We start from the raw sequence: 7,637 nt of genomic DNA on the forward strand, positions 1-7,637 counted from the left end.
TGTTGTTCAAGTCTGTTGATAGGGTAAAAATAATAAAACCGCTGTAGTATCAACGGTTTTATTATTTTTAATCTAGAATTACCTTCTAAGTTATAGTATATTTACCCGTTTATCCTTAGGATGCTTAATAGAATAACCGAATTTTAGCTTTTGTGTATCTCCAGCAGGAATATTTAGTTTCCATGTGATAATGCCAGTATCTTTATTGATCTCTCCGCCACCGGATTCTTCGAGCGTAATGTCCATTGACTTATCTGTCGACAGCGGATATTGTTCTTGCAGCGTTAGCATAACAGGTGCTTTCTTATTGTTCTTAATGGTTATTTCATAAATAGCCGTTTGCATCCGGCTACTTCCTATCAATCTAGATGAAGAAAGGTCATTGATTTTTTCCCGTTTAACGGAAATCATCTTGTCTCTTCCTAAGCTTAGTTTTAATGTGTCGGTAGCTTCGTTGGGATTGATGAACGTTTTCCCGACCAGCATGTTTTCAAATATCACGTTTGCTTGGCCTGGAACCAGATTCAAGTTTTCGTAATCTATCAATTCTGCCAATAAAAATACCTCTTGGTTTATACGCGGAGCAACGTAATATTGATAGCTGGCCGGATGCGTATATTCTTTAAGATTTACGGCATGTTGTTTCCCATTGGAAGCAATGGTATACGGAATGTCTATATCAAACGTGGTGTTTAGTTGATTTTCAACTTGCTGTACGTAGTCGTTCAATGCTTGGGGGGCTACTGTGACCTCTTCTAGTATGTTATCCGCTATTTTTGCCTGCTTCGCTACACCTTGGATTTGAACGCCAGCTGCCCGATCCTGAAGAGCGGCCGATAAATCCTGTTGATAATACAAATGCCAAGGCGATAGAGTAGGTGCTACACCACCTTGCGAGGGGTTCGACGTAGAAAGTCGTAGATTGACCTGCTGCCAATCGACACCTGTCCGCTGTGAGATATTGGCTTTATACACAATTTGCAGCGGTGATGTCGTATTTGCGGCACGTAACTCATAGGAAGCATTCCAGTTCGCATGTCTTGTCAAATATGAAATGTTAAACGGCTGGTTTCCTGTCTGGTTGTTTACAACCTGTACAATCAGCTGACCTCCCGAGCCTGATGTTTGTCCTTTGACCTCATCAAATTGAACCTTCGCTTTATCTACAATATCTTGCTGCTCCGCTATCTTTTCTTCCAACGCGGTGACGTTATTCTTTATTTCGAGATATTTTGGCTTGTAAAACTCGGTCATCTTCGCCAGTTCGGCTACAGTAGCACCACCATCGTCCCCGGCGAGTTTTTGGTTTTGCTCCAAAAGTTTAAGCATACTTTCTTCCGTCGCCTTTTGATTTTGTAATTGCTTTAATGCTGTCAATGCGCTTTTATACTCATTTTCAACTTTACTGTAAGCTTCTGTTTTTACATCCGTGTCAATGTAATTTAGCGCGGGGCGGACAGATAGGATGGTGACATTGGCTCCAGCTCCGATCTGTATACTATTTTCGTCTATGCGATTCGCTACGTGGGTGAAAACTATTTCGCTGCTACCGGAAGGGAGATTTATATTCGCCGTATGACTTAATTCTGCTGCGTTCGTAAAGACCGTCACACTGTTTAAATCGGCTTTTTGCATTAGTGCTCTTTGAGCAAAAGACAGGTTCGCTAAAACCAGTCCTGCGGAAAGTAGTAAACTGCTTTTTATCATAATGAAATCATTTTAGAAAGGATGATCTATGGAGCTAGAAGTACCTTAGGCTACTTCTTCATAGTTTTCACATCCGTCATCGCGCAACCACAACCCTTATTACAGCCCGGTTGTTTGTTTTTAGAAGGCATAAATCGTTTTGCCATAAACGCCAGTGCTAGGATGAATAAAAGGATGATGACAGCATATTGAGTTACAATTTCCATAATACTTTTTATTTAAGCAGTTGATAAGCGATAAAAGCAACAATATAAGCGATACCGGTCATCATGACCGTTTGTATCAGTGTCCATTTCCACGAGCCTGTTTCCCGTTTCATGATTGCAATAGTACTCATGCATTGCATGGCGAAAGCATAAAACAAGAGAAGGGAAATCCCTGACGCCAAGTTGTACGAAGGTTCTCCTGTGTTTCTGTTTATCTCCGACCGCATTCGGCCCAACAAGGTCTCTCGTTCTTCGTCGTCATCGGGGTCGATATCCTCACCAAGGCTGTATACGGTGGCCATCGTTCCTACAAATACTTCCCTTGCGGCGAAAGAGGAAATAAGTCCAATACCCATTTTCCAATCATAACCCAGTGGCTTAACAAAAGGTTCGATGCCCATGCCCATGTAGCCAAGAAAGGAGTGTTCCAATCTGAAAGACGCCACTTCCTCGTCTAACTCTCCTTCGCTTAATGCCGGATTGGCTTGCAGTACGTATTGTTCAGCATTACTAAATTTATCGTTCGGACCAAAATTACCAAGCACCCACAGGATAACAGCCATCGCCAAGATTATTTTACCCGCTTGGAATAAAAAGCTAGATGTCTTCTCCCACATATTTGTGCCTACATTTCTCCAATCCGGTGATTTGTAAGAAGGCAGTTCAAAGATAAGGAATGATTTGTGCTGGTTTTTGATGATTTTATTTAAGGCCGCCGCTGATACCAGGGCTGCTACTACACCGAGGATATAGAGCAAGTTCAACACGAGTCCCTGTAGTCCGAATCCTAAAAATGTTTCGTTCGGAATAACCAGAGATATTAAAACAACATAAATTGGAAGGCGAGCGGCGCAGGTCATGAATGGGGTAACCAGCATCGTTACCAACCGCTCTTTAGTGTTTTCAATATTACGTGCAGCCATAATCGCCGGAACAGCGCAGCCAACACCCGACATGAGTGGAATAACCGATTTTCCGTTTAATCCATAAGGACGGAGCCACCTATCCATTAGAAAGACGACACGACTCATATAGCCCGTTTCCTCCATTAGGGAGATAAGCAGAAATAAAATGGCTATTTGAGGGACAAAAATAATTATCCCTCCGATGCCCGCTAACACACCTTGGGTGAATAGATCCGATAATGGACCTTCCGGTAATACACCGGCGGCATAGTCGATCAGGGCAGAGAAATTCTCGTCAATCCAATCCATGATAGGCTCGGATAAAATAAACACCAATTGAAACACGAGAAATAAAAGAAAGAAGAAAATAATATAACCCCAGACAGGATGGAGTAGAACTTTGTCAATCTTATTTGTTCTATGGAGATGATGGTTATCCTTTTGTAGAATAACCGTTTTTAAATCCTCTTCAATTTTCGCGTTACGTTTGATAGCCTCGGTCTGTTGGAGCACGTTTGGAGAGAGCTGGTATCTTTCCCGGATATCTGTTAAAGTTTCTTGCTGATCTTTAGTCAAGAAAGAGATGTTTTCCTGAGCTATAAATTGCCAGGTTTGATATTCTGTATGTAATGGAAAAGCCTTTTTCGCCTCATCTAACGCGGTTTTATACGGTTCTTCTATTGCAAACTGACTAGGGAAATAACCAGGACGCTCGTCAAACGCATGGATAAGCTGTTTTATTCCCTTTCCATTTCGCGCATCAGTGGTATAGACTTTTGTGTGAAGGTAAGCTTCTAACTTTTGGTAATCGACATCAATACCTTTAGCATTTACTTCATCAATCATGTTGACGACGAAGATAGCTGGAACACCCAGTTCGCGAGCCTGCTGATATAATACTATCGATCGTTTGATATTGTTTGGCTCAGCAACAACAACAACCAAGTCGGGGTGTGCTGGGTTATTCCTGTCTGCCAAAACATTGTACACAATTTCTTCATCCATTGATGTTGGGAACAGTGTATAAGTACCCGGTAAATCAATGACGCGGTATGTTTTTCCATTAGCCTTTACCGAGCCTTCTCTTTTTTCGACAGTGATACCCGGATAATTTCCTACGTGTTGGTGTAGCTTAGTAATACGGTTGAATAAGGAAGTTTTCCCCACATTGGGGTTGCCTAAAAAAGCTACTATTGGATTCTTCATATTATTTATCGACGAAAATGTGTGCGGCTTCGGATTTACGGATTGCAATTAACAAATTGGAACTCAGGATATGAAGACCAATAGGTCCATGAAATGGTCCTTTATGCCTAACTTCTATAACGGTCCCCGGAAGGAGTCCCATTTCGTAAAACTTAGATGGCAATTCCGACGAGTCTAGCTGTCGGATGGTAGCTTGTTCTCCTACTTTCAATAAATCAAGGCTGAAACTTTTCTGCATTTTATCGCGTTAAAAGATTATTTAATTATGTTTATTCAAAACATTTGTCACGATTCCAAAGATAGTTAATTCAGATTGATTCTAAAGAAGATATTTTGTTTTGTCCTCCCCTGAACATGAACTTTTAGCTGAAGCAACAGTTTTAGTCAGCACTTATTTCGTGCCGTCGGCATCCCTTAACTAAACTGTGGCACGTCGTCTTACTTACCAAGCAGGGCATGAAAAGGGTGTTAATGACTATGGTCAGCATCATGATCATGATGGTGTTCATGATGGTGGTGATGCTCATGATCGTGATGATGATCATGGGCCGGTCCATGGTGATGATGGTCATGTCCGTCAAATAGAAAATTAGCTAACGACACTAACACCCCTAGTATGACAGCAATCATTTTCTTCCGGTTGAATTTATGGTGGTCTGCGGAACCCGATTCGAATAAAATCGTAGTGGAAATGTGAAGGAATATACCGATGACAATTGCCATAATCTTATCGAAGTACTGGGTTATATTTCCGATTTCGCCCTCACTTATTCCTTTACTCGTTAGGAAGCCCAAAGGCGTCATTATCGCAAATAGGAGGAGAAAAGTCGTTATTTTGGTTTTGGAAAGCCGTGTATTAAGTAACAAACTTCCCAAAGCGAAAGCAGCTGGTACGTGGTGTATCGCGATGCCAAATACCAGCTCTGCCTGGTGACCAGCAGCTAGCGGCATTCCTTCTAGAAAAGCATGTAAGCACAAACTTATCATGATGCCCAAGGGAAACGCGTTGTGGGCACTATGGTGGATGTGCCCATGCTCAATTCCCTGCGAGAACTGTTCCAATACCAATTGGAATAAAAAACCACCTAATATGTACAGACCAATTATTTCCGGACTTGTATTTTGACTGATATAAACATGTGGTATTAAATGTAATACAGTAATACTAAATAGATAAGCACCGCTAAACGAGAGGATAAGTTTAAGCAAACTTGTATTGTCTCGTTTGACGAAGAATACGGATAACCCGCTTATAAAAGCCGAAATAAATAAGATGCTGACGATTAATGACGAACTCATGTTGTTATTGTTTCTGTAGTATGGTTTATTTTGAAGAAGTCAGGAAAAAAACGCTTGAAAAGGTAGCCAATTCCAACCCCTATTAAGATGCCTAGAATAGCCCCGCAAAGGATGTCGAAAGGATAATGGACGCCTACGTATATTTGGGAAAAACTTATTAATGCTGCCCAGGTTATACATAACCATAGCGTATGCTTCCAACGCCTCCGGAATAGAACCACCCAAAAGAAAGCCATGGCAAAATGGTTCGTGGCGTGAGAAGAAGTAAAACTAAACCCAGAACCACAACGTACACGTACATTAGCTTCTTCTTTAAAAACTAAATCATTACAAGGGCGCACACGCTTGATATTTTTTTTGATAACATGAGATGAAAGGGCATCTGAAATACCGAAATTGACCAGCGTAAAAACCACAATTAGTAAGCCCATCTTACCATAATGCTTGATGAAGAAGATAATCAGAAATAAATACAAAGGCGCCCATGTGTATGGGTTCCGCAGAATAGGCAGCAACCAATCAAAAAAAGGATTACTTAATCCTTGATTAATGGCCAAGAACATCTCTTGGTCAAAATGAATGAGTTGATTCAACATAGATTTTTTGTACTTGTTTAATTACCCTCCAAAAGTAAAGAATAATTAGCAACATTGTCATCTTTTAATCAAATGATACAATGTTGCAACAAAAGTAATCTTTCATTTTTAATTTTGAAAGTTTTATATGATATTTTACGATATAAAGCTATTTTTACGATTGTCTAAAGCATGGGCTTGTGATTACAGTTTTTAGGTTTAAAATATGACACTTATAAAATCAATATCGGGTATTAGAGGTACGATTGGAGGTAAGCCTGGAGAGGCGCTTACGCCGATTGACATTGTTAAATTTACAGCAGCATTTGGTAAAATCCTACTGCAGAAGACAGGTAATAAAAAAATAGTTGTGGGACGCGACGCGCGCCTGTCAGGAGAGATGGTGAGTAATTTGGTCGTAGGAACCTTGCAAGGAATAGGTGCTGATGTGGTCAACTTAGGATTATCAACCACACCTACGGTAGAAATTGCAGTGCCGCTGGAACAAGCTGCTGGTGGTATTATCTTAACGGCATCCCACAATCCTGGACAATGGAATGCCTTGAAATTGCTCAACAGCGAAGGAGAGTTCATCAACGATCAAGAAGGAAAAGAGGTCTTGGCATTGGGGGAAAGCCTGGATTTCGATTTTGCCGAAGTAAGTGTTTTGGGGAAGGAAACAAAAGATGAGGGCTATTTACAGAAACATATTGATGCCGTCTTAGCACTTCCTTTAGTGGATAAGGAAGCTATTCGCCAGGCAAATTTTAAGATTGCAGTGGATGCGGTAAACAGTACGGGTGGAATCTTTATCCCTGCGCTTCTACGTGCATTAGGCGTAGAGACAGTTTATAAAATACATTGTGAACCCAATGGGGAATTTCCGCACAATCCGGAGCCTTTGAAAGAACATTTAACCGATCTTTCTCAAGCTGTACTGCGTAATAAAGCAGATCTGGGTATTGCGGTAGATCCTGATGTGGATCGTTTGGTGTTTATGATGGAGGATGGCGAATTATTCGGGGAGGAATATACGTTGGTAGCTGTTGCTGATTACGTTCTCGGACGTACCAAAGGCAATACCGTTTCCAATCTTTCTTCTACGCGTGCCTTACGTGATGTGACAATTAAACATGGGGGAGAATATTTCGCTGCTGCGGTAGGAGAGGTTAATGTCGTTACGAAAATGAAAGAGGTAGATGCAGTCATCGGTGGTGAAGGTAACGGTGGCGTAATTTATCCGGAATCACATTATGGTCGCGATGCGCTGGTTGGCGTAGCCCTGTTTCTAAGCCATTTAGCTAAATTGAAAAAGTCGGCATCAGTTTATCGTGCGGAATTGCCGGTATATTTTATGTCAAAGAATAAGATTACATTAACGCCAGATTTAGATATCGACGCCTTATTGCAAAAAATGGAAGAAAAGTATAAGGAGGAGCATTATACAACGATCGATGGTCTGAAAATAGACTTTGAAAATGAATGGGTACACCTTCGGAAATCAAATACGGAACCTATTATTCGTATATATTCGGAAGGGCCGACACCAGAAGACGCCAATGCTATCGCACAGAAGATTATCCGTGAAATAGAAGAAATTATCAAATAAAAGAAAAAGAGGCCGTCTCAAAAATAACTGAGGCGGCTTTTTCATTTTTGGAGGTTTCCCAATATTTTTATCGAAGGTTTTCTGTTTTTCTGATTCTGTAATGGTTTTGGGAAGACCGGAAGGCATGTTC

General features: G+C 41.0%; 6 protein-coding genes. 1 reads left to right on the forward strand and 5 read right to left on the reverse strand.

The genetic code is table 11. The features are described 5' to 3' along the window. Positions 1–90: 90 nt before the first annotated feature. The 5 genes from C5745_RS14860 to C5745_RS14885 form a co-directional block, all read right to left on the reverse strand. On the reverse strand, positions 91–1,707 hold the full coding sequence (locus tag C5745_RS14860) for a DUF4139 domain-containing protein (protein ID WP_243403364.1): 1,617 nt from the start codon (positions 1,705–1,707) through the stop codon (positions 91–93). Between the two features lie 214 nt (positions 1,708–1,921). Beyond that, positions 1,922–4,024 carry a ferrous iron transport protein B gene (feoB, locus tag C5745_RS14870; protein WP_105717791.1) on the reverse strand — a complete coding sequence of 701 codons (2,103 nt, stop codon included), beginning with the start codon at positions 4,022–4,024 and terminating at the stop codon, positions 1,922–1,924. A 1-nt stretch (position 4,025) separates the two neighbouring features. Then, the gene (locus C5745_RS14875; protein ID WP_105717792.1) at positions 4,026–4,262 is read right to left on the reverse strand and encodes a FeoA family protein; all 237 of its coding nucleotides are present in this window, start codon (positions 4,260–4,262) and stop codon (positions 4,026–4,028) included. 230 nt (positions 4,263–4,492) lie between these two features. Then, positions 4,493–5,323: a ZIP family metal transporter gene (locus C5745_RS14880; RefSeq protein WP_105717793.1), complete on the reverse strand. Its 831-nt coding sequence runs from the start codon at positions 5,321–5,323 to the stop codon at positions 4,493–4,495. Further along, complete coding sequence (locus tag C5745_RS14885; RefSeq protein ID WP_105717794.1) at positions 5,320–5,919, reverse strand: phosphatase PAP2 family protein; 600 nt, start codon at positions 5,917–5,919, stop codon at positions 5,320–5,322. The genes C5745_RS14880 and C5745_RS14885 overlap by 4 nt, the downstream gene beginning before the upstream one ends. Before the next feature lie 205 nt (positions 5,920–6,124). Between C5745_RS14885 and glmM the strand changes: the two genes are divergently transcribed. After that, on the forward strand, positions 6,125–7,507 hold the full coding sequence (glmM, locus tag C5745_RS14890) for a phosphoglucosamine mutase (protein ID WP_105717795.1): 1,383 nt from the start codon (positions 6,125–6,127) through the stop codon (positions 7,505–7,507). The last annotated feature ends 130 nt before the right edge of the window (positions 7,508–7,637 follow it).

Origin of the sequence: Sphingobacterium haloxyli (assembly GCF_002980525.1) — a bacterium.
GTDB classification, from domain to species: Bacteria; Bacteroidota; Bacteroidia; order Sphingobacteriales; family Sphingobacteriaceae; genus Sphingobacterium; species Sphingobacterium haloxyli.